The organism is Apilactobacillus intestinapis, from assembly GCF_049166695.1.
GTDB lineage: Bacteria > Bacillota > Bacilli > Lactobacillales > Lactobacillaceae > Apilactobacillus > Apilactobacillus kunkeei_C.
The window spans coordinates 74,121-98,351 of sequence record NZ_JBMHFD010000001.1; the positions used below are offsets into that span (position 1 = coordinate 74,121).

Here is a 24,231-nt window from a genome sequence, read left to right on the forward strand (position 1 = left end):
ATAAAATAAAAAGTAGAGCGGAGATAACATGTTTGTTGATCAAGTAAAAATTAATGTAAAGTCAGGAAAAGGTGGTAACGGAATCGTTGCCTTTAGAAGAGAAAAATACGTTCCAAACGGTGGACCTGCCGGTGGTGATGGTGGCCGCGGAGGAAGCGTTATTTTTGCTGTGGACACAGGGATGAACACCTTGATGGACTTCAGATATAAGCGTAAGTTTGCCGCTAAAAACGGGGCAGACGGTGGAAATAAACGAATGACCGGTAAGAGTGCCGATGATTTATATATTTATCTTCCAGAAGGAACATCAGTATATAACGATGATACCAACCAATTGTTATTTGACTTGGTAAATCCGGATGATGAATATGTTGCATTGAAAGGTGGACGTGGTGGACGTGGAAACACCCACTTCGCATCTGCCAAGAACTCAGCGCCAGAAATTGCCGAAAACGGTGAACCTGGTGAAGAATTAAACATTCGTTTAGAACTTAAAGTATTAGCTGATGTTGGATTAGTTGGATTCCCATCAGTTGGTAAATCAACACTACTATCTACAATCACTAGTTCAAAACCTAAGGTTGCTGAATACCACTTTACAACATTGGTACCTAACCTAGGGATGGTTAGACTAGATGACGGTAGAGACTTCGTAATTGCAGATTTACCTGGATTAATTGAAGGAGCATCATCTGGAATTGGTTTAGGTTTCCAATTCCTACGTCACGTTGAAAGAACACGTGTCATCTTGCACTTAGTTGATATGAGTGGTCAAGAAGGAAGAAATCCTTATGTTGACTACAAGAAGATTAACGACGAATTAGCTAAGTACGATGAAAATCTGCTAAAACGACCACAAATCGTGGTAGCAACCAAGATGGATATGCCTGATGCTGCTGAAAATCTAGAAACATTTAAAGAACAAATCAAAGATGACGAATTAGCTCACGAAGTGTTGGCTATTTCTTCAATCACCCATGAAGGTCTAAAAGAATTAATCTCTAAGACTTCAGACCTATTGGAAACTACTCCTAAGTTCCCAATCACTGATGTTGAAGACGTTGATGAAGAAGTTGAATACAATGCTGATGATGAAGAAGCACCATTCAACATCAGACGTGATGAAGACGGTGTCTGGGTTCTATACGGTAAGAAGATTGAACGTCTATTCCAAATGACAGATACAACTCACGACCAAAGTATGCTACGTTTCGCAAGACAGCTTAAGGGAATGGGTGTAGATGACGCACTAAGAGAACATGGCGCAAAAGACGGCGACATGGTTTCAATTCTAGACTTCACATTCTCATTTGTGGACTAATAAAAGTAGATGGGACTAATCCCATCTTTTTTTATGTGCTACAATTTATATATCGAATATTACGAATAGAAAAGGAAAAATGAATTTATGCAATTAGAATTTTTAGGAACTGGATCAGGGGTTCCAGGTAAATTTAGAAATGTGGCTGCAACAGCATTAAAACTATTGGATGAATGCAACTCAGTATGGTTGTTTGATTGTGGTGAAGGTACTCAACAACAAATCTTGAGATCTAACTTAAAGCCTCGTAAAATCAATAAAATTTTCATTACCCACTTACATGGTGACCATATTTTTGGCTTACCAGGTTTATTAAGTTCACGTTCATTCCAAGGTGGCGACACTCCATTAACAATTTATGGACCAAAGGGAATTGCCGACTTTGTTCGTGTGAGTTTATCAGTATCTCAAACTAAACTTGCTTACAAGATTAATTTTGAAGAATTATCACAACCGGGTGTTGTCTTCGAAGATGATAAATTTAAGGTAACCATGGGTGAATTAGATCACCAAATTACTTGTTATGGTTTTAGAATCGAAGAAAAGGACCACCAAGGTGAACTACTTGTCGATAAGCTAAAGGAAGCAAACATTCCATCTGGTCCGGTCTACGGAAAGATTAAGAATGGTGAAACCGTTACTTTAGATGACGGTAGAGAAATTAATGGCCAAGACTTCATTGGACCATCTCAAAAGGGTAGAACAGTTACTATCATTGGTGATACTAGAAGCAACCCAACCAGCTACAACTTGGCACAAAATGCCGACGTATTGGTTCATGAAAGTACCTTTGGTAAAGGCGAAAGCAGATTAGCCCACAACTACTACCATTCAACCAACATGCAAGCTGCTAAGTTAGCAACTAAGGCTAAGGTTGGCCGCTTATTACTTACTCACGTTTCAGCAAGATACACTGGCAAGATGGCTTACGAATTACAAAATCAAGCCAAGACTGTCTTTAATAACACCAAGGTTGTTAAGGACTTTGATATAGTCGATATACCGTTTGAAAAAAATAATTAAAACAAAAGGATTGATTAGATGATCTCCGCTAATTTTGATTGGAAACATACGAATACGAAACTCTCAAACGATGCTACGACAATTGGGAAATCATTATCGATTAGCCCTAGAATTGTCGAATCATTGATTGAGAAGGGATACGACAGTGAAGACAAGATAAATGGTTTCTTAAACCCTCAGTTGAGTGATCTAAGAGATCCTTTTTTGTTGCACGATATGGAAAAGGCATGCAAACGAATTTTTAGTGCCATCGAAAACGATGAAAAAATCACCGTTTATGGTGATTACGATGCTGATGGAATCACCAGTACATCGGTGATGTATGAAACGCTAGAAAATTTGGGTGCCAACGTTGAATACTTTGTTCCTAATCGTTTCACTGACGGTTATGGTCCAAATCCTGAAGTATACAAGCGTTTAATTAATGACGGGACCAAGTTAATGGTGACAGTTGATAATGGTGTTTCAGGTAAAGAATCTGTCGATGTCGCAAACGAAATGGGATGTGATGTCATCATTACCGATCACCATCAAATGCCAGATGAATTACCTGATGCTTATGCGATTGTGCATGCTAGATATCCTGGCCACGAATACCCATTTGGTGAATTCTCAGGTGTAGGAATCGCTTTTAAAGTAGCAACTGCGCTATTGGGTGAACTACCAGAAGAATTCTTGGATTTAGCCGCAATTGGAACCGTTGCCGATTTGGTTTCCTTAACTGATGAAAACAGGGTGATTGTAAAGTACGGTCTACAAATGATTGCTAACACTGAACGACCAGGTTTATACAGCTTAGCTAAGCTAGCCGGGATTAAAGAAGTTGTTAACGAACAAAGCATTGGTTTTGGATTAGCACCACGTTTGAACGCATTGGGTCGAATGGGTAGTGCCAGTTCCGGAGTTGAACTATTAACAACCTTCGATGATATCAAGGCCGAAGAATTAGCTAAGGACACTGAAGACCAAAATAAAAAGCGTCGTAAGTTTGTCGAAGACATCAGTACCGAAGCAATCATTCAAGCGCAAACTCAACCAGAAAGTGCAGTGCTGGTCGTATACGGTCAAAACTGGCACGAAGGCGTTGTTGGAATTGTTGCCAGTCGTTTGGTAGAACAATTCCATAAACCAAGTATCGTCATGAACTTGGATACTAATACCAGAATCCTAAAGGGGTCAGGTAGAAGTGTCGAAGGATTTAATTTATTCGATGCAATTAATGGCATGAGAGATCAAATGGTTTCATTTGGTGGCCACGAAATGGCTGTTGGACTAAGCATCAAAGAAGATGACGTCACAGCCTTAACTGAGCATTTAAATAAATACGCTAAAGAACATGAATTATCAGACCAAGTCAAAGCACCGTTAAACATTTTTGCTGATTTAAGTTGCAGTGATGTAAATGAAGACTTGTTTAACCAAGTTCAATTATTGGCACCATTTGGTACTGATAATGAATTCCCAGTCTTCGAATTTACACCACAAAACGTTACTAACGTGCAAACAATGGGTAAAGATAATAGTCACCTAAAATTCCAAATGGTTGATCATGGTAGTAAGGTCAATGTACTAGCATTTAAGAATGGTGCACTTGCTGATGACCTATTGGCCAATAGTGATGCAATGAAGGTTGCTGGTCACTTGGAAAAGAATACTTGGAAGGGACGCATAACTATTCAAATCATGTTGGATGATATGTACAGCAGTGGTGTTGAAATTGTTGATAAAAGAACACAAGTTGTTGCAAAAGAAATGTTTGAACCAGCTGCTGCATACTTGTTCTTTAACGAAAAACTATACAATAAGTTGCGTCCATTTGTAGGCTCTGACTCCACTGTTGGCCTATATCCTGATTTGTCTTCATTTGATAAATTTGATAATATAATAATTGTTGATTGTCCTAGTGATATTTCACATTTGCAAGATGCTTTAAGTGAAATTAGTTTTAATAGCGTGACATTTTACCTTTTCAAAAATCATTATATTTTTAAAAAGGGGATGCCAAACCGTGCTCAATATGCTAAACTATTTAAGTTCATTAAGACGCATAACAACATTCAGATACATGATAAAGTAGATGAAATTAGTCGCTATTTAGGCATTGACCGTGATATATTTATCTTCATGGTAGATGTATTTAATGAATTAAATTTCGTTTATATTAATGATGGAATTATGAATTATAATCCTGATCTGGTTAACAGTGATTTATCAAACAGTCACGCATACCAGAATAGAGAGAAACAAATCGAAGCTGAAAAACAACTTTTGACAATTAGTAAAGAGAAGTTTAAACAAGCTATTCGCATTTGTTTGGGTTAATGAAAGGAAGTTATTGGCTAATGGCACTTGATTTGCATGACTACATTGCAAGTTACGAAGATTTTCCAGAACCAGGTGTTTTATTTAGAGATATCTCACCATTAATGGAAGATGGACAAGCATATCACCAAGCTACCGATGAGATAGTAAAATATGCTAAAGAAAAGAAAGTCGACTTAATCGTTGGCCCCGAAGCGCGTGGCTTCATTGTTGGTTGTCCAGTCGCTTATGATTTAGGCATTGGATTCGTACCAGCTAGAAAGAAAGGTAAATTACCAGGTAAGACAGTTAGTGCTTCTTACGGATTAGAATACGGGAAGTCATCACTTTACCTACATTCTGATGCTGTAAAGCCTGGCCAAAGAGTTCTTATTACTGATGATTTACTTGCAACTGGTGGAACAATTGAAGCAACAATCAAGCTTGTTGAACAACTAGGCGGAATTGTTGTTGGAGCTGCTTTCATTGTTGAAATTGAAGCATTAAAGGGTAGAGAAAAGATTAAGGATTACGATATTCTTAGTTTACTAAAATACTAAATTTATTGGATGCTTAGTGCATCCTTTTTTATGGAGAGTTGGCAGAGCGGTAATGCATCGGACTCGAAATCCGACGACCCGGTAACACCGGCGGGCAGGTTCGACTCCTGTACTCTCCTTTAGCCACAATGTCATACCGTTCAATTACTGTTAATGGACGTTAACGTGACGGTGTTTATAAGCATTTGTGGTGTACATATCAGTCATTTATAGTTAGTTATTATTAACTATAAACTACGTCAAAACTACGTCATTTTTTATGCAGTTAGAAATTTAAGTAACTACTTAATTTTTTAACTGCATTTTTATTTTGCTTAGATGTAACGTGAGTGTATATGTTCATAGTTGTTTGGGCATCTTCATGACCAAGCCTTTCTTGAACTTCTTTTATCGTTGCACCTGCTGCGAATAATGCTGATGCGTGGCTATGTCTAAAGCCGTGAACAGTGATTTTCTTTAAATCATGATCATTGATTATCTTATTTAACCACTTTCCAGGTTGATTTAAAGATTTGTAATTATTCTTTGAAGATGCAAATATTAATTGATTCTTTTTAAAGGTATTAAAGCCAAAAGTTAGAAACAATTGTTTTTGTTTCAGTCTCCAATTTTGTAGATAATGTAACGTTGGATTATCAATAATGATAGTTCGGTTACTTTTTTGTGTCTTAGGAGGCTGAATGATTTGTTCACCATGCATACCTTGAGTTAGATTTTTGTTGATATGAATAGTACTTTTGTTAAAGTCTACATCGTTCCAAGTTAGTGCAAGGCATTCGCCACGACGCATACCAGTGAAAGCTAATAATCTAAATAAAGTAAACTTCTCAGGTTCTTTATCTTTATCTATGCAATTAAAAAATGTTTGTAATTCTTCTTTAGTCCAAAAGTTAGCAGGCTTATTTCCGGGTTTTTGCTTTCTCTTTGGTAAAGTTACCATCTTACATGGATTGTTAGTTATATAATCATTCTTAATTGCATAGTTTAAAACTGATTGAAGATAGTAGAACCATTTTTTATAGTTACATTCAGCAATCTTATACCATTGGTTTACAACACGTTGTATATCCTTTGGCTTGATCTCGCTTACTTTGATGTTATTGAAATAAGGTAATATGTGGTTTTCAAATATTCTAACGGCTTTTGAATATGTTGAAATACGTACAGTGTTTACATATGATTCTAGCCAAGACTCATATACGTTTATAAATAGAATATCATCTTCATTAGTAACTTTTTTACCATTGCTGATGTCAATTAATATTCTTGAAGAAGCTAGTTGTGCTTCTTTTTTTGTTTTAAATCCACGTCTAGTTGTGTTTAATTGTTTACCATTGATATTTTTACCGATATATGCACTAAACATGTATCTTGTTGCACCATTTTTTAATTTATACTTTTTAATTGTTGCCATAATACTCCTCCTACACACGTCAGTGGGGACGGTATGTAAATGGAATAGAAGTATTATTTTGTTTATTTGAGTGAATTACAACATTATTTACGAGAATAAATTTTTTGGTAGCTTGATATCCATGGCATTTTATAAGTTACATATACTTTACCTTTAGTATTTTCAATGAAATCATTTTCCATACAGATCAATGATTCTACTTCGTTCTCAATTCTTTCTTTTAGTCTATTATGGAAGATTATGTTTTGCTTATTAATAATTTCCATCAGATCAGCTGAATCATTAAATGAAACAACATAATTTCTATCTTTAACTTGATCAATGACGAAAGTAGACTCAATTAATGACTCCTCTTGGTAATGAACAATTGAAGTGAATAATTTATATTCATTTTTATTTTCAGTGCTTACAGCGCTAAAAATTAGCTCATATGGGCTATATATATAGAATTCAGCTGGAGTAACGTGTAAGTACATACATAACTTATTTAAGGTATCTGCTTTTGGATTAGTTCCGTGAATGATGTTACCTAATGACTTTCTAGATATTCCAGTAGCTTTGTAAACATCAATTGCAGTTAATTGTCTTTCTGCAAGCAAAACATTTAACTTGTTTTCAATCATAATTTCACCTCCTTAACAGTTACATATTGTAACCTTTGAGTTTCAAAAATACAACTTTATTATGATTTTGTGTCTCAAAATGATATATTAGTGTTAATATCATGTGTATAGAAGTACTCATTTTGTGTACTAAAGTATTCAAAAGGAGATGTTTATTTGAGTGAATTCGTAATTAAACAAGTTATGAGGAAGTGTGGGGAGTTACACATATCAGCAAAACAATTAGCGGCAGAAACTGGAATATCAGTAAGTACTATTTCAATAATGTTTAATGGTAATTACGAGATATATGATGTAACTGAATCAAAGCTTGTTGAATGGTTAAGTTCAAAAGGAGGTTTTGAAATGGATGAAATTACTACAAAACGTTTAAATGATTTACTTGATCACATTGAACAAATTAATGATAATCCATGGATAAAAGGTAAGCGTAGATTTGCAAAATGGTTAGGTGTTAGTTATCCAACACTTGATAAGATGTTAAAGGATGGGTTACCAGTTCACTTTATTACTGACGTGGATGCATATTTCTTTAACAAACAAGAAGTTAATAAGTATTTATTAGAACAATAATCGTTGTGGGGACGGTATTTAAAAGAGGAGCAGATTTAATCTGTTCCTTTTTTATTAAATATCTTTTTTGGAATTACGTAAACATCTATTTCTATTGACAGTTTTTTACCATAGGATATATAATCAGTTGAGATTAATATACGTCATGACGTATATTTTTAGGAGGGGTTTAAATGAAAGCTATGGATTTAGCTGATTACATCATAATGAAAGCTAATGAATTAAACAAACCAGTTTCTAATTTAATGCTCCAAAAAGTAATGTATTTTTTGAATGCAGATTATTTGATCCACTCTGGTAAATCTCTAATTGAAGATGAAAAATTCGAAAGATGGGATTATGGACCAGTTTTAAGAACTGTATATTTTGAGTATTCTTCAAACCATGCTAGTCCAATAAAATCATATATGAAGCATATCAATATTCATAGAGATAATAATAATAATATTGTAGATATAGATGTTTCTGAAGGCCTAGATACTAATTCCTTAAATGAAGAGGAAAAAGAGTTTATCAATAATCATATAAATGAATTCTTAATATTTAATCCATTTGATTTAGTTAATGAATCTCACAAAGAAACTCAGTGGAAGGAATTGCCTAATAATGGAGAATATTCAAATGAAGAAACATTAAAATATTACAGAGGAAATAGATTTTGGCAAAATTAAATCATAATAATAGTGAAGAAGCTATTTGCCATTTTATCTTTAAAAGTGGCAATTTGGATGAAAAAGAAAGTGAAAATCTTCTTAGTTTGTTTATTTTATTTATAGCACGAAATGAACATGTTCCATATGATTTGATTAGTGAATATGTTTATAAACTTGATGATGATGATAAGCTAGATAGTTTGTATGAAGAAGTTCACCAAAAAATTTATAGTGCTATACCTTCCAACGCTGATGATGAAAAATTCAAAAAAGGTTTTGACAAATTATCATCTGATATATTGAGGCATATTAGATTATCAATAATACAAAAGAAGTATATTGTGCAAGAATCTAAAAAAGCTTCAGAAATGGCTAAAAGTGCGCTACAGGACTCTACTAAAGCCAAACAAAATGTTGATAAAGCTAAAGACGATATTAATAAAGTAAAAAACGATATTGAAATGTATTCCAATGATATTAATAGAGTGAAAGATGATATTGAAGTGTATTCTGATGATATTAAAGATGCTAAAAAAGCTGTTTCAGGGTACTCTAAAGAAATGAAGAGTGTTAAGGGAAATATTTACACTGACTTTATATCTATTTTAGGAATATTCACAGCTATAACCTTTGCAACATTTGGAGGATTGCAATTACTTGGTAATGTATTTGGACAAAACGCTACAAAAGACAATCATTCATTAGGTAGTGCTTTGATATTAGGATCATTATATATATTTGGTACCTACTTGTTACTTTTAGCATTACTATCTGGTATTCATAAGTTGATGCGAATGAATAATTATAATGATGAAGATAATTTAACAAATAAAGTACAAGATAATGATTATCATTATTCGAAGGAATTAATGATAATTATTTCTATTTTTTGTTTAATGATTTTAGCAGGTGGAACAATTCTAATTATGTTCTTTTAATAAAAATCACCTTATTAAAAGGTGCTTTTTTTATATGTAGCTAATTAAAACAAAAATTAAATTAATAATAATTGTAGTCAATACACCTAACAGTAGGGCGTATATAGGCAATCATCTCTCATCTCTAAATGATATATACTTATTAATATTCATATTATGTGTAATATGTGAAACCGCGGTTCAGCTTTATTATCTGTATGGATATTTGGGAATAATAATTCCAGTTGGATTGATTCAATTAATTTCAGTGTATGAATATTCAAAACATAGAGAGCAAAAATAAAAAGCACTTACTTGGGAACTGAAGTTATAATATTGAACAGATAAATAATAGTTGCAGTTCCTTTTATCTGCTTTTTTTATTTTGTCAAATTTTATAATTGCTAATATGTTAAAATATCTATTAGTTAATACATATTTAGGAAAGAGTCTGTTTATTATGGCATATAAAAATTTACCTGATTTAAGGTTTAGTGGATTTAGTAATAACTTCAAATTGTTACATATAGGAGATATATTAAAAATAAAAAATGGAAAGTCTCAAAAAAATGTTGAAGTTAGTGAAGGAAAATACCCAATATTGGGAACAGGAGGAATAATAGGCCGAACTAATTCTTTTTTATATGATAAGGAAAGTGTATTAATTGGTAGGAAGGGAACAATTAATAAACCCATGTATATGGATACCCCTTTTTGGACAGTTGATACTCTTTTTTACAGTGAAATAAAAAGTAATAGTGACGCAAAATTTGTATACTTTTTGTTTAATACAATCGAATGGTTAAAGTATAATACATCCACAGGTGTTCCTAGTTTAACTAGTACAAATATCGAGAGTATATTTGTTTCAATTCCAGAGAAAATTGAACAACAAAAAATAGGTGATTTCTTTACAAAACTAGACAAACTAATTGAACTTCAAACCCAAAAGGTAGATCAACTAAAGAAACTAAAGCGTGGATACTTACAGAAGATGTTCCCCCAAGAGGGTGAAACAGTACCTCGATTAAGATTTAGTGGTTTTAGTGGGGAGTGGAAGGAAGAAAGTATTGAAGAAATTGCCCCCTTGGAAACAGGATACTCATTTAAAAGTGATAAATTTATTTCTGATGGTTTACCTATTATAAGGATTTCTAATATTTTAAATAATGGTAATATTGGCGGAGACTTCAAGTATTATAAAGAAAGTGAATCATTACGAAAATTTGTAGTTAACAATGGTAGTATTTTGATTGCAATGTCAGGAGCAACGGTTGGAAAAATTTCATTGTTGAAAAAGAATGGATTTTATTTGAATCAACGAGTAGGGTATTTTAAAACAAATGTTCGTTATGATAATTCGTTTGTTTATTGTCTATTAAAAAGTAATAATTACTATAAAAACATGAATTCAATAAAAGTAGCGGGTGCTCAACCAAATATTTCAAAATCAGAAATTAATGGATTCAACTTTTTGCTTCCTAACCATGAAGAACAACAAAAAATAGGTGATTTCTTTGCTAAGCTAGATAAATTAATTGAAGAACAATCCAATAAGCTAAATCAATTAAAGCAGCAGAAGAAAGCATACTTACAAAAGATGTTTATTTAAAAAAGGAACAGTATTTAACTGTTCCTTTTTACTAAGATATAAATTCTCTAAAAATTGCAGAGATACTAATAAATGGATTACCATACTCATCAGTACCCTTAATTAAATCACATAAATAAAATTTTAATCTTATATTTTCCAAGTCTAATTCTGGGATAGAATTATTTTTTGCAAATCTAATCAATTTATTTGCAAGCTTGTTATAGCTAACACTATCTGTTAGTGAGTTTACAGATAAATGAATTGGATCAGACAACATATGTTTAACGTTTTCATTGATTTCGTTAGTTTCTACATTGAAGGTAAAAACTACCTTTGTGTCAATACTTTGAATAGTTTCTTCATCTTTATTAATTTTTTTCCAAACAAAACACATTCTAATTGGATTTTTATCTGCAATTAAATCGTATACTGGTTTATAATAGTTGATTTTCATACAAAATCTCCTAATTTATATTAGTATCATGATGAACAATGATTTTATCAGAGTTTAATAAAATTGTTGGCTTTCCTAAATCATTATCTTTTATTTGGTTATCGAAACGATTAAAATCGTTTTTACTTATTTTAGATGTACCATTTGTTGAACCATAGATTGTTAATGAGTCAAAACTAGTTATCTTACCAGATTGCTTTCCATCTGAAGTTAAATATGCTAAATGGTTTTTACTATCTTTTAATATAATTTGATATCCAAGTGACGATGCAGATAAACCATAAACTTTACCAGTAAATTTAACATTTTTTGCCATAAAATCATTTTCATTATATGAACTTAAACTATTAGGGTATTCAGAATTAAAGTCTTTATATTTAGAATAGTCAAAGCTTTTTGTTTCTTTTTTAACATTTTTTGTAGATGAACTTGAAGATCCTTCTTTTTTATCATCTTGTTTTTCCTCACGCGCATCTTGAATAGCATCCTGTTTTGATTGAGGTGATATTGTATAAAATAGACCACTTAATAAAAATGATGAAACCATAGCAATAAGAATCTTTTTTCTATTCTTTTTATATATGGCTAAATCACTTTTTTTGTATTTATGACGATTAACGAAAAAGATAACTATTGAAGCATAAAATAAAAATGCAAACACCATTGATATAAAGTACATAATGAAACTCCTTTAATAAAATAATTATAATTAAACTTTGTTATTCAATTTTATAAAATGATTAATATGATAAAAACGAATACAATTAACATTAAACAGCCACATCCGCAACCATAACCAATTTGAAGAAACCCATTTCCTAAATCATTAAGAGCTTCAAAAAATGTAGTTGATTTAGATTTGTTATTAATATAATTTAAATCATTTTCAGAATAACTAATTTCTTTCCCACAGTAGGGACAGAATCTTAATTGGTCGTTAAAAGTGTTTAAACACCAAGGACATCTGTATTTAACCACATTAATACCTCCTGATTAAATTATTATAATTATATCATTTATAACAATAAAAAAGCAGGGCATTTAAAATGCTCTGCTTTTTTATTAAAGACTATTTACAACCTGTACAGCTTTTCCAAGTATCCTTGCATCAATATCGTCCGTTAGTACTATTGGATTATATTGATTGTTATCTGGCATTAGAATAATAGTTTTACCCTGATGCTTAACTCTTTTTAGAGTTGCCTCTCCATCGATAAGTACAGCAGCAATTTCTCCATCTTCAACAGTTGGTTGTTCATGAATTAAAACCAATGAACCATTATTTATAGTTGGTTTCATTGATTCTCCATCACAACGAAGATAAAAATTATTACCAACAGGTAATGATGATGAAGGTGCTGGCATATACTCTTCAACGTTTTGTATTGCTGTGATTGGATCACCACAAGCAATATCACCAATAACAGGAACTTGAGTAATATCTTTAAACACTTTGATTTCGGAATCATCACCATTTGGTTCAATAAGTGCAGATTTCTTAACGTTAAAATAATCTGCTAACTTTTCTATCTTATCAATTCTGGGATAGAAAATACCATTTACCCAACTAGAAAATGTAGTAGGACTTATATTTAAGTCGTTAGCTACTTTTCTTTGGCTTATTCCTCTATCGTGTAAAAGACGGTGTAAATTGTCACTCATGGCTTCTTTATTACCAAGATTTGACATATTGATAACCACCTTTCATATATATAATACTGCTTACCAGTATATTTTGCAATATAAAATATAAAATTGTATAGTTAAACTGTTGACAATACAGTTTAACAGTATTAATATAATAAACATAGAAAGGGGGATAAACAATGAGAATTACTTTAAAAGCACTTAGAGTCAACTACGGTTTTACACAAAGCCAAATGGCTGAAATCGTTGGAGTAACTGGTACAGCATGGGCAAATTATGAAAACTGCAGAACAGTACCAAATAATGATGTTGTTCAACGTATCGTAAAAATTTTCCATGTAAATTATGATGATCTTATTTTTTCTAGATATGTACAGTTTAACAGTACAAAATTACACGCTTAAGGAGATATGAAATGAAAAATATTGTAGAAGTCAAAAACAATCAAGCTGTAACTGATTCAGTTCAAGTAGCAAAAAAGTTTGGTAAAGAAAATTCAAAAGTAGTAAGAGATATAGAAAAATTACTAAGCGAAGGGTCAGCCAAAATTGGCGATACCCAAATGTTTTTAAAATCTAGTTATGTACATCCTCAAAACAAGCAAACATATAAGAAGTATTACATGACTAAAGATGGTTTTACATTACTTGCATTTGGTTTTACTGGTAAAAAAGCTAAGGAATTTAAATTAGATTATATCCAAGCTTTTAATAAAATGGAAAGTTATATCAAGAAACATAATGAAACACAATTACCAAATTCGCCAGAAGAAAAATTATTGTTAACTATGGAAGTTACAAATAGAACCGTTAAACGAGTTAAAGAAATTGAAAAGGATGTTAATGATTTAAAAAACAATGTCTTGCTTGATAATGGTTCATACGCTGTAATTGGAAGACTTGTTTCTAAAAAAGTTTATGAATACCTAGATGATAGAAGATATTCTCGAAATAAAAATAATGTTTCATTACTATTCAGTGATATTAATCATGGTATCAAGAGAATTGCAGGGGTTAGCGCAAGATCGCAAATTAAAAATAAAGATTTTGGAAAAGTCATGCAATATATCTATGCATGGGAACCTGCAACAGCCACAAAGATGGAATTAATTAATAAGAAAGTAGAAGTATAGAAAAAAGCAGCTTCTACTCCATGTAGAAAACTGCTTTTTATACTATTTTTTATTTCTTCTAATTTTCTTTCTCAATTCAGCAAGAAAATGTCCGGCTTTAGACCTTTTCTTTTTTGAAAGTCTCGAATTGCGCAAATCCTTTCCTGCTTGACTAGCTTTAGAATTAGAAGATTTTTTCTCAGGCATTTAAACACCTCTTTCATAATGAGATGTTTAAATTATACAACTATAAATAATAAAAAGGTGATTAGATATGAAAAACTATCATGCAAATAAAGATTTACTAGAAATTCTAGAATCTCAAAAAATTAAAATTAAAAACTTAAAAGAAGAAGTAAAAATTCTTCAAAGAAAACTAGATCAACAAATTGCTAAAGAAAGGATGATTAAACAATGACATCTGCTGAATGGCAACTTTCAACTATGGAATTCATTTTGGGATGGCTGTTCGCTGTACCAACAACAATATTCGTTATGGAAAGGAAGGAGAAGTTTGCTGATGTTTTTAAATTCACTTATGAAATTCTTCATCTACTTAAACAAGAGACACTCAAGAAAATCAAAAAAAGCCGCTAATGCGTGGGGCATTAACGACCGCTTTGTAATAACATCAAATGCTTTGATTAACTTCAATTCTACTGAAGATGGTCAAAGAATTCAAGATTTGTAATGGAGGAATTGAAATGCAAGAAATTAGTAACAATGTAACAGTAGATTACCAAGTAGGTAAGTTAGAACTTAAAAATGCTGAACTATTAAAGAATGCGGTTAAAGAAATTGCAGACAAATACAAAGATTTAATTATCACTGACGACACAGTTAAGAGTGATAAGAAAACTAAAACTGAATTAAATGGATTGTTAAAGCAACTTGAAGACAAGCGTAAAGAATACAAGAAAAAATATCAACAACCATTAAAAGAATTTGAAGTGTCAATCAAAGAGATTGAAGAACCACTTAGCCAAGTAATCGATAATCTTAAGGTGCAACTAAACGATTATGACGAAAGAGCTGCTAAAGCTAAAGAAGATGAAATTAGATCATTCATCACAGAAGTTTGTGAAGGCCACATGGCAGATGCTGAAAATATTGCTATTAATCCAAAATGGTTGAATAAGTCAACGAGCAAGAAGACTTGGCAAGATGAAGCAATTCAAGCAATCAAGTTAGAAGATGCTGAAGAACTTCGAAGAGAACAAGATACCATGACTGTTATCAAGTTTGCTGAAAAGTTTGGCGTGAATCCAGATGCATACCTTTATCAATTAAAGGGTGGTTCATCAGCAGTTGAAGTTGCCGAGCGCATGGAACAAGATGTTCAACGTGAACAAGCTCGACAAGAAGCTAAAAAGGCGCAAGAACAAGCTGAAAAGCAAGCTAAAGACGAACGCACCAAGGTTATTGACGACAAATTAGTTGATACAGAAACTGGAGAAGTTGAAAAACTAGAAACATACAATCTTGTTGTTACTGGTAAGCGTGAAGACTTAGTTAACTTAGCTAAATTCATGGAAGAACATGATATTAATTTTAAATTAGCAGAATAGGAGTTGATCATAGTGGAATTCGTAGTCAAAGAAGATAAAGACAAGTTTGAATTGATGAAGAAAATGGTTGAGTTTCAAAAGAATGTTAAGCAGCCGAAAAAGGACAAAAATAATCCATTTAGTAAAAGTAATTATGCTTCACTACAAAGCGTACAAGAAACTGCTGTCGAAGCATTAGAACCATTAGGATTATCTTTTTTCCAAGACTTTGGGATTAATAACGAAGGTAAAGCACTATCTGTTCAAACAATTATCATTTCAAATTTAGGGATGATTAAGTTTAACCCGATTGTGTTACCACTTGAAAAAATTACTGCTCAGGGAGTTGGATCGGCATCAACTTATGCAAGACGTTATGCATTAACTACAAATTTAGCGATTGTCGCCGATGAAGATGACGATGGTAATAATGCCTCAAATGTTTCAAAGAATGGATATAACAAGCAAAATAACGGATATCAAAAGCGTAATTATCAACAACAACCAAAAACCACTAAAAGAAATACAAACCAATCAAAGCCACTAAATGAATCAGAAAAATTAATGGCTGAAGAAATTAGATATAACTACAATGCAAAACAAGCTATTGAAAAAATTGGTAAGCAAAACGCTCAACAAATATTTGTTAAAGCAAAGCAAATTTACAAGATTGACGATATTAAGAAATGTAGAGCAAATGATTTAGCTAACCTTAATAGTTATGTAGAGGCAGAAGTAAAAGGACAAATTACAAAGTTAGGAGCAATGACAAATGATTAATAGAACAGTTTTAACAGGAAGATTAACAGATGACATTGATTTGAGATACACACCATCTGGTAGTGCAGTTGGTAACTTTAGATTAGCGTTAAACCGTAGATTTACCAACCAAAACGGCGAACGCGAAGCGGACTTCATCAACTGTGTTGTCTGGAAGAAAACCGCTGAGAACCTAGCTAATTTTACCCATAAAGGAACATTAATTGGTGTTGATGGAAGAATTCAAACTAGAACTTATGACGATAAAGACGGAAAGAAAGTATATATCACAGAAGTTGTAGTTGAACAATTTGCATTGTTAGAACCAAGACAAGATAACCAAGTTCAACAAACACAACAAAATAATATGTCACCATTCGATAACCCAAGTAATCCAGTTGATATTACGGATGATGATTTACCATTTTAGAAAGTAGGGATGACAAATGTTAAACATTGCTGTAAGCATCATTGTTCTAATCATATGTAGCATCTACTTTGGTTGGAATGCTAACTATATTTATCATGATCTAAAAAAGAGAAAGCGTGATAAGCATGACAGATAACTATTTATTTAATGAAAGGCCTTTAGTTATCAGACCTGAGTTAGCAACAATAATAGGATTGAACGAATCTATATTTCTTCAACAATTAAATTATTGGTTACAAAAATCAAACCATAATATCGACGGAAGAAAATGGATATATAACACATTTGAAGAGTGGAAAAACCAATTTCCATTTTGGTCACTAAGAACAATTAAAAGAATTAAAACTAGCTTAGAAACACAAAAAATTATTGATGTATCAAGGTATAACAAGCGTGGTTTCGACAAAACAAATTGGTATTCAATCAACTATGAATATTTAAATCAACTAGTGGCACATCGAGAGTGCCAAAATGGCACGACGAGAGTGCCAAGTTGTCACGATGGAGAGTGCCAAGTTGACACTACCAATACCATAGACTACCAAGAGACTACTACAGAGATTACTACAAATAATATGTCGAGTTCTAACGAACACGACCATAGTAAGGCGAAAGAAATAATTGCCTACTTGAATGATAAAGCTGATAAACACTTCAGAAACACACAATCTAATTACAAAACGATAGAAGCTAGACTTAAAGATTATTCAATTGATGATCTAAAGCGTGTTATTGATAACAAATGTTCTTCATGGCTAAACACGGACATGGATAAATATTTGAGAATTGAAACATTGTTTAGAGCATCGAAGATTGATGGATATCTAAATGAAAAAATAGATACAAGAAATACAGGTGGTGAGGTACATGGAATCGACTTCTAACATGTTTAATGATTTTTTAAACAAGCATACAACAGTTACTGATGAAAAATGTTCAAAGCATCATGTTAATAAGATTATTTTAGACGTTTCAAAAGGACAACCATTCTGTCCTATCTGCCAAAAAAACGAGCAAGAAACAAAAGAAAAAGAGTTAACGATTAAATATACGAACCAGATTAAAAAAAGGCGCACAAGTAAAGTTTTAGCTAAAGACAGCATTATGACTGACAGTGATCTAAAAGATGCTACTTTTGATAATTTTGAAGTTACTAATGACGAACAAAAACAAGCTTTACACATTGCTAAACAATCTGCTTATCAATATCTAAATAAAGATAATCAATTCAATACTCTACTTACTGGAGAACCTGGAAGAGGTAAATCACACCTAGCTTTATCAATGTTAAAAGCAGTCAATAATACTACAGAAAAGCCTCAATCATGTTTGTTTGTATCAGTTGATGAGTTATTTAGAAGAATCAAGGATAGCTTTAATTATTCTGATAACAAATATTCGGAAGGAAATATGGTTAGATTGCTCACTAATGTTGATTTACTTGTTTTAGATGATTTAGGAAGTGAAGCAAGTATGAATAGAGATAAATCAGCTAGTGACTTCGTACAAAAGATTTTATTTGGAATCTTAAATGCAAGATCAAGAATAATCATCACAACTAATTTGAATGCTAAAGAGTTAGAAGCTATGTACAATCCAAAACTTGTATCAAGAATGGAAAAAGGTGTCAAAGGACACTTGATTAAATTTACAGAAAAGACTTCAGACAAAAGATTGGTGGACTTTTAAATGTATAAATTAAAGATTTTGAAAAATAACAAATGGCATTGGTTTAAAGGCAGTATCTACAAGATTTCATTAGTTGAAAATGAAGAACAAGCGAGCATCTTTACGGAAGATGAAATGAGATGGTTCAAGGTTAGCTATTTAGATAGTCCATATGATTTTGATTATGTAGTTTACGCATAAGGAGACACAGTTATGAATGATTACACAAAATTTAGAATTATAAGAATTTTAGATGATATTGCAGATGATTTATCTGACTTTCAAGAATACTTTGAAGATCATCCAGATGTTGATTTAACTGATGAAGAAGAACGTGCAGAAGATGATGTTAAGAAGCTAGATTTATTAATCGATTGGTTAAATTCAATGGGTAAGGTTATCAATTTTGGAAAGGAAGAAAATTAATGAAAACGTTACAAGACTTAGTAGATAAGTTAAATGAAACAAATGAAAATGAAGGTATTTATTATTTATCAGAAAAGCACAAAGGAATGTTTACAGTTGATTATAAGCTTATCAACGAATCATGGAGCATTTCTATATTTGATAAATTAAATAAAAAAATCTTACTTACAACAAACAAGATTACTTTAAATTGGAAAGAAATGTATTGGATTAGTAAATATGTACTTGAACACCCTTATGAAGATTGGTTTCCAGAAAAGAAGTACAACATCATTATTGGTGAAGATAGCGACGGCTACCATTTAACCGCTTACTATAAATCGACAAATGACAACTATAGAGGACACACTTCCAGTCTCGTTTCATATAGTGACCTGAAGAGCAAAACATATATCTTTTCTGAAAGCGAAATCGAAAAACTAAAATCGACACTTCCTACCAACATGGCGAAGATTGTTGATCTAGGAAAGGTGGAAGTTACTGATGACAAAAATTAAGATTATTTACTACATTTCTGGTGATGAAACAGCTATTAATAACTTTATGAAGGACTTAGACGTCGTGGACGTAAAAATTAGCCAAGATAATGGAAATGTGATTGTAATGATTATCTACAAGGAGAATGAAGAATGAAAAAAGAAGAACTAATTGACAAAATTAAAGCAAATAACCGACTGCTTAATGCAGTCGTACAAGAAATGTATCTTGATAATTCATTAGATATTAGAACAAGAGATTATTATGCATCTAACGTTACATCAGTTAGAAAAAATAGTGATCAAATTATTGAAATGTTAAGGAAAGAAGGTATTGATTAATGACAATTTCAGAAATTATTCGTTGGCTTGTATTAGGAAGTGTCTCAATTTTATTTATTTCAATTTTATTCAACCTAATCAAAGATTTAGTGGAATATATTATTATTCAATTTTACAGTTGCAAATATGAATATTACTCACAGATAAACAAAGACAAAAAGAGTGGTGATGATAATGACAAGTGAACACGATTACATCATTTCGACAATACAAAAGATAGAACATAATTATGGTTCTATTGAAAATGCTCCGAGTGATGATCCTGATTTAATTGAACTTCAAAGTAGAGATATTCTAGGCAAAGAAGATGAAGAAGTATACAAGGAAAGTGAACATGTTTATGCACACATTGGAGCTATCACGCCTGCAAAAATTCAAAAAAAGCATGGAACTTTGAATGAATTGATTGCAATTGAAATTGCTAAAAATCCAGATATTAAGTCATCTGAAATTGCTAAAAATATTGGTTCAAAACGTTCTAGCGTTCTTACATGTATAACTAGAGCTAAACTAAGACATTCATATTATCAAGTAGTAGTTGATGACAAAGTACTAAGAGCAGCGACATTAGGTGAATTAATGAATAGTGTAACCAAGATGGGATATGAAACTAGTCCGAAAAAGTTTAAGAAACAATTTGGAGTAGATAAGCATATTTTCACTAGGGATGTTTATGTAAAGGAATGATTACTTTGAAAGAATCACAAATTAAAATCATCCATGAACTAGAAGCAGAATTTGGATCGATTACAAATGTTAATGAGAGCAATGATAAATTAATTGAATTGAGAAAGTCATTTGGAGCATCATCTTCAAGACAAATATCTAAAAAGATTATTGATGATGTCCACAAATATACTATTAAGCCAGAATTACAAACAACTGATAAAACTGTTGTTGAAGTATCTGAAATGCTAGCAAATGGATATAACAAATTTGATATTATGCGAGTGATGAGATTATCTGAGGGTACTGTAGCTTCAATCATTCAAAAGAATAAACTTAGAAAAAATGGTGGAGTATGGACGGTTATTGATGGAAAAACTTACGAAAATAGAAATCAAAAAATGCTAAAGAATATGATCCACGAACAAACGAAGATGACTTGGTCGAAAATGAACGAATTACCATATTATCAAATTATAGATACACGTAAGGCAGTGCTAGTTGGTGATGAATAATGCAAGAAACTGGATTTATTACTTCATTTAATGATGATGAAATAACCATTAGGATTAAAGATTTATCTGATAGCCAACGTTATATGATCACAAATGCTGTTGGTTCTCAATCAACAATGTACTTTGATGATGGTAGGCATATAACTGTTGACCAAAGAAAAAAGATATTCGCATTGTTTAATGAAATTGCAGAATATCTTGGTTATACACAGATTAATGTGGAAGAAATATTAAAGATTAGATTCATAGAGCAAATGGACAATCCAGTGTGGTTTAGCTTTAGCAATTGCTCAATAGAAATAGCTAAACAATTTTTAGAATACGAGATAACGTTCTGTATTCAAAATGAGATACCTTTCAAGACAAAAATAATGGACGAGATACAGCAGAGTTACGCCTTAAGATATCAACTTGTTATGCACAGAATATGTTTTGTTTGTGGGAAAACACATGCTCAGCTTGATCATGTTGATACTATTGGGATGGGCAGAAATCGTAGACATGTTAATCAAGTAGGATACTATGCTTGGACGTTATGCGATAAGCATCATATATCAGGTAAACATACTGATGGAATAAGTACTTTTATGCAGAAGTATCAAATTAAACCAATTAAGTTGACACCGGAAATGATAGACAAGCTAAATTTAGCGGATAAAGGAGCGATAAATCAGTGAATAGACGAACACTAATATCTAACCTTGCATGGCGTATACATGAGATTGCGAATTACCAGGCTGTTAAACAATATGAATTAAAATATGCAATCTTAGATGCTGAACCAGCAATCTATTATGGAATGCTATCAATTCCACGAGACAAATGGACAAAAGAAACTAAAGAATACATGGAAGCTTATGAAAGGATGAATAAATGATGCTTACTTATGACAGAATTGATAGGGATGTACTGATTAAGAGAGCGACTGAATACTTACAAAACTATGAACTACAATATCAGTTATCTCAGAAACAACCAGGAACAATTGGTAGCCCAGATAGTGATGGAATGCCAAAGGGAAGTAAAATTGATAATCCTGCTGAATCTAATATTGTGAATCATATTGGATCACAGCAATACTGTGACTGTATCGAACAGGCGATTGATAATTTAAGGCCTTCATTTAAGGCGTTACTTTATAACAAGTATATTGATATGGATAAAAATGATAACATCCCTGAATGGGACAAGTTAGGTATTAGCAAGGCTACGTATTATCAATATCTTAAAGAGGCAAAATATTGGTTTGGAATTACATGTAGTTTAGTATCCATTCCTTTGAAATAGACTAAATTAAGACACATTTAAGACTGATTTAAGACCAATAAAATACTCAAACATATATAATTGGTATAGTAAGAAAATTATATATAAATGATTGTCTTGCAGCTTTTTTACACCTAACAAAAACTATTGACTAATAACGGTTCAACTCCGTTTTTAGTTTTTGCTACCTCAATGGTAGCTTCCGGGGAATCTAGTGATATGTTGTTACTAGGTAAGTATGATTACATGACTAACGTCATTCTAGGTTTGATTCCTGGATTACCAATTGCCTGCATCAATAACAGGCGGTATCTTGAGAAATATACAACATTCTTTTAACCACAGAGATGTGGTTTTTTATATGGTGGAATGGAGTAATGAAACTCGTTTACGTATGTAAAAGATGATAGTTCAAACCTATCTTCCACAATTGCCATAAGGCAAAAATAATAATTTATTTGGGATGAAATATGTATGCAAAAACAATATGTAAAATCTTTCTTTTTAATTTATAAACAACATCTGAATAAATTGTTATAGAGAACTATGATAACGATAGTTCTCTTGTAAACGTTCTGTAGTTTAATGAGTAAAACACTCTGTAGTTATATACAGCGCTCGCTTGTGCAAATCAAGCCAGAACGATAATAATTAACTAGGCAGTCTATAATGGCTGTCTTTTTTAATGCTTGTTTAGCTCATCTGGTAGAGCACATGTCTTGTAAACATGAGGTGGTAAGTTCGAGTCTTACAACAAGCATATAAATACATATAAGGGATGTGATGATTTGATTGGACCACTAAGTAATCCTGAAGATGATTGGATTCAAAGTTTAGATGATGCTGAATACATTAATGAACATGCTAATGAAGTATTGTTTTATGTACAGCACAATGTAAAGAGCAAGAAGAAACGTATTAAAGTGTTACGTAAAGCGTTATATGACGAAAGTAAGAACGTTAAGGCTGAATAATGTAACACGTAACAATGTAACGTTACATAAGACTAGATGAAAGGAGAGTGTTATCGGGTGCTATGGCAGACTGGAAAGCAATTAAGAAAGATTATGAATCTGGTATTGGATATAAAGACTTAGCATTAAAGTATGGCGTTAAAGCAACAACCATTAGAGTTCATCGTTCACGTGGTAAGTGGCAAGTTGATCCAGAAATTGCAAAGGAACTAGAGAAACAAGCTGCTAAAGATGATGTAACAGATGTAACGCCTAAGCCTAAAAGTGTAACGGAAAAACGTAACGCTGTTACAAATAAGAACGTTACAGATAAAGTTACAAGCAATGAAACGCTTAACGATAAGCAGAAACGATTTGTTTTACTGTACTTACAGTATTACAATGCGACAAAAGCTTATCAAGAGGCGTTTGGTTGCTCGCATGCTACGGCGATGACAAATGGTTCAACGCTACTAAGCAAGGCTAAGGTAAAGCGATTATTGGAAGAATGCAAAGAAGAAATGGCGAATACAATGGTCGCAAATGCACAAGATGTTATTAACGACATGCTTAAGCTAAGCCGTACTGATATATCTGATTATGTAACGATTGATATTCAAAAGGTTTATTCCAAAGGTCAAAAGAATGCCGATGGCACTAAACATTACTACTATACTGTTGATGTTATTCCAAAAGACTTTAATACAATCGACACGAGCGGTATTAAATCGATTTCAAGCGGTAGGGATGGTTTTAAGTTAGATATGTATGATAAGACATCAATGCTTAAGGAACTAGTTAAAATCTTGCCTGAACAAAAGACTGATACTAAATCTGATCCATTGATTCAAGCAATTAGAAAATCAGTAGCAAGTGGTAAAGATGAAATTGACGAAAGCGAGATTGAGGAATGATTAAATATTTGAAGTTATTCAGTTATGCTTCGTTGATTGTAGCTTTACTGATTATATTGATATTGCCTAATAAGGAGT

The 24,231-nt window shown here is 32.1% G+C and carries 36 protein-coding genes and 2 tRNA genes; 31 read left to right on the forward strand and 7 right to left on the reverse strand.

Annotated elements, in window-relative coordinates:
- Positions 1-28: 28 nt before the first annotated feature.
- The 5 genes from obgE (at position 29) to ACOMA7_RS00495 (ending at position 5,324) form a co-directional block, all read left to right on the forward strand.
- Entirely contained in the window at positions 29-1,321 is a 1,293-nt protein-coding gene (obgE, locus tag ACOMA7_RS00475) for a GTPase ObgE (RefSeq protein ID WP_421391306.1), read from the forward strand.
- 87 nt (positions 1,322-1,408) lie between these two features.
- Entirely contained in the window at positions 1,409-2,344 is a 936-nt protein-coding gene (gene rnz / locus ACOMA7_RS00480; protein WP_421391308.1) for a ribonuclease Z, read from the forward strand.
- Between the two features lie 18 nt (positions 2,345-2,362).
- Positions 2,363-4,666: a single-stranded-DNA-specific exonuclease RecJ gene (gene recJ / locus ACOMA7_RS00485; protein WP_421391310.1), complete on the forward strand. Its 2,304-nt coding sequence runs from the start codon at positions 2,363-2,365 to the stop codon at positions 4,664-4,666.
- A gap of 20 nt (positions 4,667-4,686) precedes the next feature.
- Positions 4,687-5,205, forward strand: coding sequence for an adenine phosphoribosyltransferase (locus ACOMA7_RS00490; RefSeq protein ID WP_034531719.1), 519 nt, complete (start codon positions 4,687-4,689; stop codon positions 5,203-5,205).
- A 32-nt stretch (positions 5,206-5,237) separates the two neighbouring features.
- Positions 5,238-5,324: transfer RNA gene (locus ACOMA7_RS00495), tRNA-Ser, on the forward strand.
- A gap of 146 nt (positions 5,325-5,470) precedes the next feature.
- On the opposite strand, the gene ACOMA7_RS00500 is transcribed toward ACOMA7_RS00495, so the two are convergent.
- Together ACOMA7_RS00500 and ACOMA7_RS00505 are read right to left on the reverse strand one after the other, a co-directional pair.
- Positions 5,471-6,619 (reverse strand): site-specific integrase, encoded by a 1,149-nt coding sequence (locus tag ACOMA7_RS00500; protein ID WP_421391313.1) that lies wholly within the window; start codon positions 6,617-6,619, stop codon positions 5,471-5,473.
- An 83-nt stretch (positions 6,620-6,702) separates the two neighbouring features.
- Positions 6,703-7,242: a helix-turn-helix domain-containing protein gene (locus ACOMA7_RS00505; protein WP_421391315.1), complete on the reverse strand. Its 540-nt coding sequence runs from the start codon at positions 7,240-7,242 to the stop codon at positions 6,703-6,705.
- Positions 7,243-7,587: 345 nt separating this feature from the next.
- On the opposite strand from ACOMA7_RS00505, the gene ACOMA7_RS00510 reads away from it, so the two are divergent.
- The 4 genes from ACOMA7_RS00510 (at position 7,588) to ACOMA7_RS00525 (ending at position 10,997) form a co-directional block, all read left to right on the forward strand.
- The gene (locus ACOMA7_RS00510) at positions 7,588-7,815 is read left to right on the forward strand and encodes a hypothetical protein (RefSeq protein WP_421391317.1); all 228 of its coding nucleotides are present in this window, start codon (positions 7,588-7,590) and stop codon (positions 7,813-7,815) included.
- Between the two features lie 173 nt (positions 7,816-7,988).
- Positions 7,989-8,486 (forward strand): Panacea domain-containing protein, encoded by a 498-nt coding sequence (locus tag ACOMA7_RS00515; protein WP_421391319.1) that lies wholly within the window; start codon positions 7,989-7,991, stop codon positions 8,484-8,486.
- A complete protein-coding gene (locus tag ACOMA7_RS00520; RefSeq protein WP_421391320.1) occupies positions 8,474-9,406 on the forward strand; it encodes a hypothetical protein in 933 nt (310 codons plus the stop codon). Before ACOMA7_RS00515 ends, ACOMA7_RS00520 begins: the two co-directional genes overlap by 13 nt.
- A 439-nt stretch (positions 9,407-9,845) precedes the next feature.
- A complete protein-coding gene (locus ACOMA7_RS00525; protein WP_051961179.1) occupies positions 9,846-10,997 on the forward strand; it encodes a restriction endonuclease subunit S in 1,152 nt (383 codons plus the stop codon).
- A gap of 31 nt (positions 10,998-11,028) precedes the next feature.
- On the opposite strand, the gene ACOMA7_RS00530 is transcribed toward ACOMA7_RS00525, so the two are convergent.
- The 4 genes from ACOMA7_RS00530 to ACOMA7_RS00545 all read right to left on the reverse strand — a co-directional run bounded on the left by ACOMA7_RS00530 (position 11,029) and on the right by ACOMA7_RS00545 (position 13,122).
- Positions 11,029-11,433 carry a hypothetical protein gene (locus ACOMA7_RS00530; protein ID WP_421391323.1) on the reverse strand — a complete coding sequence of 135 codons (405 nt, stop codon included), beginning with the start codon at positions 11,431-11,433 and terminating at the stop codon, positions 11,029-11,031.
- 10 nt (positions 11,434-11,443) lie between these two features.
- A complete protein-coding gene (locus ACOMA7_RS00535) occupies positions 11,444-12,112 on the reverse strand; it encodes a hypothetical protein (RefSeq protein ID WP_421391325.1) in 669 nt (222 codons plus the stop codon).
- 50 nt (positions 12,113-12,162) lie between these two features.
- A complete protein-coding gene (locus ACOMA7_RS00540; protein ID WP_421391327.1) occupies positions 12,163-12,411 on the reverse strand; it encodes a hypothetical protein in 249 nt (82 codons plus the stop codon).
- Between the two features lie 84 nt (positions 12,412-12,495).
- Complete coding sequence (locus ACOMA7_RS00545; RefSeq protein WP_140968198.1) at positions 12,496-13,122, reverse strand: LexA family protein; 627 nt, start codon at positions 13,120-13,122, stop codon at positions 12,496-12,498.
- Positions 13,123-13,259: 137 nt separating this feature from the next.
- On the opposite strand from ACOMA7_RS00545, the gene ACOMA7_RS00550 reads away from it, so the two are divergent.
- On the forward strand, positions 13,260-13,484 hold the full coding sequence (locus tag ACOMA7_RS00550; RefSeq protein ID WP_057198074.1) for a helix-turn-helix transcriptional regulator: 225 nt from the start codon (positions 13,260-13,262) through the stop codon (positions 13,482-13,484).
- Between the two features lie 11 nt (positions 13,485-13,495).
- Complete coding sequence (locus tag ACOMA7_RS00555) at positions 13,496-14,212, forward strand: Rha family transcriptional regulator (RefSeq protein WP_421391330.1); 717 nt, start codon at positions 13,496-13,498, stop codon at positions 14,210-14,212.
- Positions 14,213-14,254: 42 nt separating this feature from the next.
- On the opposite strand, the gene ACOMA7_RS00560 is transcribed toward ACOMA7_RS00555, so the two are convergent.
- Positions 14,255-14,398: a hypothetical protein gene (locus tag ACOMA7_RS00560; RefSeq protein ID WP_421391332.1), complete on the reverse strand. Its 144-nt coding sequence runs from the start codon at positions 14,396-14,398 to the stop codon at positions 14,255-14,257.
- Positions 14,399-14,465: 67 nt separating this feature from the next.
- Here ACOMA7_RS00560 and ACOMA7_RS00565 point away from each other — a divergent pair, with 67 nt between their 5' ends.
- The 20 genes from ACOMA7_RS00565 (at position 14,466) to ACOMA7_RS00660 (ending at position 24,153) form a co-directional block, all read left to right on the forward strand.
- A complete protein-coding gene (locus tag ACOMA7_RS00565; protein WP_421391334.1) occupies positions 14,466-14,609 on the forward strand; it encodes a hypothetical protein in 144 nt (47 codons plus the stop codon).
- 102 nt (positions 14,610-14,711) lie between these two features.
- Complete coding sequence (locus ACOMA7_RS00570) at positions 14,712-14,882, forward strand: hypothetical protein (RefSeq protein WP_421391336.1); 171 nt, start codon at positions 14,712-14,714, stop codon at positions 14,880-14,882.
- A gap of 13 nt (positions 14,883-14,895) precedes the next feature.
- A complete protein-coding gene (locus ACOMA7_RS00575; RefSeq protein WP_421391338.1) occupies positions 14,896-15,759 on the forward strand; it encodes a DUF1351 domain-containing protein in 864 nt (287 codons plus the stop codon).
- A 12-nt stretch (positions 15,760-15,771) separates the two neighbouring features.
- On the forward strand, positions 15,772-16,518 hold the full coding sequence (locus tag ACOMA7_RS00580; protein WP_421391340.1) for an ERF family protein: 747 nt from the start codon (positions 15,772-15,774) through the stop codon (positions 16,516-16,518).
- Positions 16,511-16,927, forward strand: a complete 417-nt coding sequence (ssb, locus tag ACOMA7_RS00585; RefSeq protein ID WP_421391342.1) for a single-stranded DNA-binding protein — start codon at positions 16,511-16,513, stop codon at positions 16,925-16,927. Before ACOMA7_RS00580 ends, ssb begins: the two co-directional genes overlap by 8 nt.
- Positions 16,928-17,052: 125 nt before the next feature.
- Complete coding sequence (locus tag ACOMA7_RS00590) at positions 17,053-17,811, forward strand: conserved phage C-terminal domain-containing protein (protein ID WP_421391344.1); 759 nt, start codon at positions 17,053-17,055, stop codon at positions 17,809-17,811.
- Complete coding sequence (locus ACOMA7_RS00595) at positions 17,795-18,616, forward strand: ATP-binding protein (RefSeq protein WP_421391346.1); 822 nt, start codon at positions 17,795-17,797, stop codon at positions 18,614-18,616. The genes ACOMA7_RS00590 and ACOMA7_RS00595 overlap by 17 nt, the downstream gene beginning before the upstream one ends.
- The gene (locus ACOMA7_RS00600) at positions 18,617-18,796 is read left to right on the forward strand and encodes a hypothetical protein (protein ID WP_421391348.1); all 180 of its coding nucleotides are present in this window, start codon (positions 18,617-18,619) and stop codon (positions 18,794-18,796) included.
- Positions 18,797-18,808: 12 nt separating this feature from the next.
- Positions 18,809-19,021 carry a hypothetical protein gene (locus ACOMA7_RS00605; protein WP_421391350.1) on the forward strand — a complete coding sequence of 71 codons (213 nt, stop codon included), beginning with the start codon at positions 18,809-18,811 and terminating at the stop codon, positions 19,019-19,021.
- On the forward strand, positions 19,021-19,518 hold the full coding sequence (locus ACOMA7_RS00610) for a hypothetical protein (RefSeq protein WP_421391352.1): 498 nt from the start codon (positions 19,021-19,023) through the stop codon (positions 19,516-19,518). The genes ACOMA7_RS00605 and ACOMA7_RS00610 overlap by 1 nt, the downstream gene beginning before the upstream one ends.
- A complete protein-coding gene (locus tag ACOMA7_RS00615) occupies positions 19,505-19,654 on the forward strand; it encodes a hypothetical protein (RefSeq protein WP_421391354.1) in 150 nt (49 codons plus the stop codon). Before ACOMA7_RS00610 ends, ACOMA7_RS00615 begins: the two co-directional genes overlap by 14 nt.
- Entirely contained in the window at positions 19,651-19,839 is a 189-nt protein-coding gene (locus ACOMA7_RS00620) for a hypothetical protein (protein WP_421391356.1), read from the forward strand. The genes ACOMA7_RS00615 and ACOMA7_RS00620 overlap by 4 nt, the downstream gene beginning before the upstream one ends.
- Before the next feature lie 174 nt (positions 19,840-20,013).
- Positions 20,014-20,526 (forward strand): hypothetical protein, encoded by a 513-nt coding sequence (locus ACOMA7_RS00625; protein WP_421391358.1) that lies wholly within the window; start codon positions 20,014-20,016, stop codon positions 20,524-20,526.
- 5 nt (positions 20,527-20,531) lie between these two features.
- On the forward strand, positions 20,532-21,020 hold the full coding sequence (locus ACOMA7_RS00630; protein WP_248605768.1) for a hypothetical protein: 489 nt from the start codon (positions 20,532-20,534) through the stop codon (positions 21,018-21,020).
- The gene (locus ACOMA7_RS00635; protein WP_421391361.1) at positions 21,020-21,697 is read left to right on the forward strand and encodes a putative HNHc nuclease; all 678 of its coding nucleotides are present in this window, start codon (positions 21,020-21,022) and stop codon (positions 21,695-21,697) included. The genes ACOMA7_RS00630 and ACOMA7_RS00635 overlap by 1 nt, the downstream gene beginning before the upstream one ends.
- The gene (locus ACOMA7_RS00640) at positions 21,694-21,897 is read left to right on the forward strand and encodes a hypothetical protein (protein ID WP_421391363.1); all 204 of its coding nucleotides are present in this window, start codon (positions 21,694-21,696) and stop codon (positions 21,895-21,897) included. The genes ACOMA7_RS00635 and ACOMA7_RS00640 overlap by 4 nt, the downstream gene beginning before the upstream one ends.
- Positions 21,894-22,307: an ArpU family phage packaging/lysis transcriptional regulator gene (locus ACOMA7_RS00645; RefSeq protein WP_421391365.1), complete on the forward strand. Its 414-nt coding sequence runs from the start codon at positions 21,894-21,896 to the stop codon at positions 22,305-22,307. Before ACOMA7_RS00640 ends, ACOMA7_RS00645 begins: the two co-directional genes overlap by 4 nt.
- A 666-nt stretch (positions 22,308-22,973) precedes the next feature.
- Positions 22,974-23,046: transfer RNA gene (locus ACOMA7_RS00650), tRNA-Thr, on the forward strand.
- Positions 23,047-23,074: 28 nt separating this feature from the next.
- Entirely contained in the window at positions 23,075-23,260 is a 186-nt protein-coding gene (locus tag ACOMA7_RS00655) for a hypothetical protein (protein ID WP_057198030.1), read from the forward strand.
- A gap of 47 nt (positions 23,261-23,307) precedes the next feature.
- Complete coding sequence (locus tag ACOMA7_RS00660; protein ID WP_421391367.1) at positions 23,308-24,153, forward strand: terminase small subunit; 846 nt, start codon at positions 23,308-23,310, stop codon at positions 24,151-24,153.
- The last annotated feature ends 78 nt before the right edge of the window (positions 24,154-24,231 follow it).

What these genes read in the sequence shown, in the direction of transcription:
- ACOMA7_RS00620 (WP_421391356.1), top strand. Translation starts at nt 19,651, where the DNA reads ATGAAAAAAGAAGAACTAATTGACAAAATTAAAGCAAATAACCGACTG.
- ACOMA7_RS00600 (WP_421391348.1), top strand. Translation starts at nt 18,617, where the DNA reads ATGTATAAATTAAAGATTTTGAAAAATAACAAATGGCATTGGTTTAAA.
- ACOMA7_RS00560 (WP_421391332.1), bottom strand. Translation starts at nt 14,398, where the DNA reads ATGCCTGAGAAAAAATCTTCTAATTCTAAAGCTAGTCAAGCAGGAAAG.
- ACOMA7_RS00505 (WP_421391315.1), bottom strand. Translation starts at nt 7,242, where the DNA reads ATGATTGAAAACAAGTTAAATGTTTTGCTTGCAGAAAGACAATTAACT.
- ACOMA7_RS00565 (WP_421391334.1), top strand. Translation starts at nt 14,466, where the DNA reads ATGAAAAACTATCATGCAAATAAAGATTTACTAGAAATTCTAGAATCT.
- ACOMA7_RS00635 (WP_421391361.1), top strand. Translation starts at nt 21,020, where the DNA reads ATGCAAGAAACTGGATTTATTACTTCATTTAATGATGATGAAATAACC.
- ACOMA7_RS00545 (WP_140968198.1), bottom strand. Translation starts at nt 13,122, where the DNA reads ATGTCAAATCTTGGTAATAAAGAAGCCATGAGTGACAATTTACACCGT.
- ACOMA7_RS00625 (WP_421391358.1), top strand. Translation starts at nt 20,014, where the DNA reads ATGACAAGTGAACACGATTACATCATTTCGACAATACAAAAGATAGAA.
- rnz (WP_421391308.1), top strand. Translation starts at nt 1,409, where the DNA reads ATGCAATTAGAATTTTTAGGAACTGGATCAGGGGTTCCAGGTAAATTT.
- ACOMA7_RS00590 (WP_421391344.1), top strand. Translation starts at nt 17,053, where the DNA reads ATGACAGATAACTATTTATTTAATGAAAGGCCTTTAGTTATCAGACCT.
- ACOMA7_RS00535 (WP_421391325.1), bottom strand. Translation starts at nt 12,112, where the DNA reads ATGTACTTTATATCAATGGTGTTTGCATTTTTATTTTATGCTTCAATA.
- ACOMA7_RS00550 (WP_057198074.1), top strand. Translation starts at nt 13,260, where the DNA reads ATGAGAATTACTTTAAAAGCACTTAGAGTCAACTACGGTTTTACACAA.
- ACOMA7_RS00555 (WP_421391330.1), top strand. Translation starts at nt 13,496, where the DNA reads ATGAAAAATATTGTAGAAGTCAAAAACAATCAAGCTGTAACTGATTCA.
- recJ (WP_421391310.1), top strand. Translation starts at nt 2,363, where the DNA reads ATGATCTCCGCTAATTTTGATTGGAAACATACGAATACGAAACTCTCA.
- ACOMA7_RS00510 (WP_421391317.1), top strand. Translation starts at nt 7,588, where the DNA reads ATGGATGAAATTACTACAAAACGTTTAAATGATTTACTTGATCACATT.
- ACOMA7_RS00575 (WP_421391338.1), top strand. Translation starts at nt 14,896, where the DNA reads ATGCAAGAAATTAGTAACAATGTAACAGTAGATTACCAAGTAGGTAAG.
- ACOMA7_RS00595 (WP_421391346.1), top strand. Translation starts at nt 17,795, where the DNA reads ATGGAATCGACTTCTAACATGTTTAATGATTTTTTAAACAAGCATACA.
- ACOMA7_RS00645 (WP_421391365.1), top strand. Translation starts at nt 21,894, where the DNA reads ATGATGCTTACTTATGACAGAATTGATAGGGATGTACTGATTAAGAGA.
- ssb (WP_421391342.1), top strand. Translation starts at nt 16,511, where the DNA reads ATGATTAATAGAACAGTTTTAACAGGAAGATTAACAGATGACATTGAT.
- ACOMA7_RS00615 (WP_421391354.1), top strand. Translation starts at nt 19,505, where the DNA reads ATGACAAAAATTAAGATTATTTACTACATTTCTGGTGATGAAACAGCT.
- ACOMA7_RS00610 (WP_421391352.1), top strand. Translation starts at nt 19,021, where the DNA reads ATGAAAACGTTACAAGACTTAGTAGATAAGTTAAATGAAACAAATGAA.
- ACOMA7_RS00605 (WP_421391350.1), top strand. Translation starts at nt 18,809, where the DNA reads ATGAATGATTACACAAAATTTAGAATTATAAGAATTTTAGATGATATT.
- ACOMA7_RS00500 (WP_421391313.1), bottom strand. Translation starts at nt 6,619, where the DNA reads ATGGCAACAATTAAAAAGTATAAATTAAAAAATGGTGCAACAAGATAC.
- ACOMA7_RS00525 (WP_051961179.1), top strand. Translation starts at nt 9,846, where the DNA reads ATGGCATATAAAAATTTACCTGATTTAAGGTTTAGTGGATTTAGTAAT.
- ACOMA7_RS00530 (WP_421391323.1), bottom strand. Translation starts at nt 11,433, where the DNA reads ATGAAAATCAACTATTATAAACCAGTATACGATTTAATTGCAGATAAA.
- ACOMA7_RS00570 (WP_421391336.1), top strand. Translation starts at nt 14,712, where the DNA reads ATGTTTTTAAATTCACTTATGAAATTCTTCATCTACTTAAACAAGAGA.
- obgE (WP_421391306.1), top strand. Translation starts at nt 29, where the DNA reads ATGTTTGTTGATCAAGTAAAAATTAATGTAAAGTCAGGAAAAGGTGGT.
- ACOMA7_RS00490 (WP_034531719.1), top strand. Translation starts at nt 4,687, where the DNA reads ATGGCACTTGATTTGCATGACTACATTGCAAGTTACGAAGATTTTCCA.
- ACOMA7_RS00515 (WP_421391319.1), top strand. Translation starts at nt 7,989, where the DNA reads ATGAAAGCTATGGATTTAGCTGATTACATCATAATGAAAGCTAATGAA.